General features: G+C 51.1%; 2 protein-coding genes. Both read right to left on the bottom strand.

Annotated elements, in window-relative coordinates; genetic code table 11:
- The coding region (locus BMW65_RS23760; protein ID WP_317040508.1) for an L-lactate permease at positions 1-695 on the bottom strand (695 nt) is incomplete at its 3' end.
- Positions 696-701: 6 nt separating this feature from the next.
- Positions 702-1325, bottom strand: a complete 624-nt coding sequence (locus BMW65_RS23755) for a NanQ anomerase/TabA/YiaL family protein (RefSeq protein WP_090609496.1) — start codon at positions 1323-1325, stop codon at positions 702-704.
- Positions 1326-1450: the final 125 nt, after the last annotated feature.

Raw genomic sequence — 1450 nt, 5'->3', positions numbered from 1 at the left:
CCGCCCGTCACCAGAATCGCCGGCAGCACCTCCACCGCTTTCCGGAATCCCGCCATCAGCACCACCAGGTACAGCGGGACCAGGAACGACAGTACCGGCAGCGTACGCCCCACCGCCTGCGAAATGGCCATCTCCGGGATACCCGATACCTGCGATGCCACAATGATGGGCGTGCCGATGGCACCGAAGGCTACCGGGGCCGTGTTCGCTATCAGGCAGATGCCCGCAGCGTACAGCGGGTTGAAACCCAACCCAACCAGCATCGCAGCCGTGATGGCAACAGGCGCCCCGAAGCCCGCCGTTCCCTCCAGGAACGAACCGAACGAAAACGCTATCAGCAGCGCCTGCAGGCGCCGGTCGTCCGTCACCGAGGCCATGAAATGACGGATGACCTCGAACTGACCGCTCGAAACCGTGATGTTGAACAGGAAAACCGCCGTCACCACTATCCAGCAAATCGGAAACAGCCCGTAAAGTATCCCGTGTCCCGCCGACAGCACCGCAAGGCCCGCCGGCATCCCGTAAACCGAAACGGCGATAAGCAGCGCCATGCCGGTTGCCGACAAACTCGCTATATAGCCCTTCATCCGCCGGATAATCAACGCCCAGAATAGAAATAATATCGGAACAACCGCCAGCAACGCCGATATCCAAACACTGCCAACAGGATTCGTCTCTTGTGTCCAAGTCATCATGTTTGCCTACAATGATGTGTCATTCGCTACCTTGATGACTATTTTCTTCACCGGTTGTTTTTCATTTACCTGAATCCCCGGACGATGAATGTCCGAGGGAAATAGAATAAAGAAAACACCGGGATGCGCAAGATGACTGTGTTGATCTTGTTCGTTGTAGAAAATAATATCCTTTTCTGGATTGTAAGGGTTTTTTACGGTTAAACCCGTTGTGTCCCTGATATCGATGTATTCTTCCCCGCTTATGGTATATTGTATATCCGTATAGTTTTTATGGGATTCATAATATCCATCTTTACTTTCCTTGGTCTGGTATTCAGAGACCAAAGCAAATAAGGCTTTTCCGGCTAATTCGTGCGTACCGACTTCCAGAGAAGCCAAATCCGCAGTGGCGAGAAACTCAAACGCTTGATCCCACAACGCTTTATTTTGATGATACCTGGTATAAAACTCATGCTTGTTGATGGAGGAATCGGGTGTCAAACGCACGACCCCAAGCCATTCCCCTTGTGCATACCAACTGTCTATGTCAGCATCACTGCTATCAGTGCTTCTTTTTTGTTCCTGATGGCACGATATGCCAACAGCCGTTGTTGCGATTGCAAGGAGCAAAACGATGTATTTTTTCATTCCGATATAGTTAACTGTCTATTGCATTGAACCAAATTTATCACCGCAGGTCAAGGTTTTCGATGATGCGGCTGTTCTTTTCATTGAACGTGCGGATGTACAGACCTATCCGTTCCCGGGCCGTC

Origin of the sequence: Parapedobacter koreensis, assembly GCF_900109365.1 — a bacterium.
In the GTDB taxonomy this organism is placed as follows: Bacteria; Bacteroidota; Bacteroidia; order Sphingobacteriales; family Sphingobacteriaceae; genus Parapedobacter; species Parapedobacter koreensis.
The sequence above is the reverse complement of the archived record's forward strand: the minus strand, read 5'-3'. Positions and strand labels throughout refer to the sequence as shown.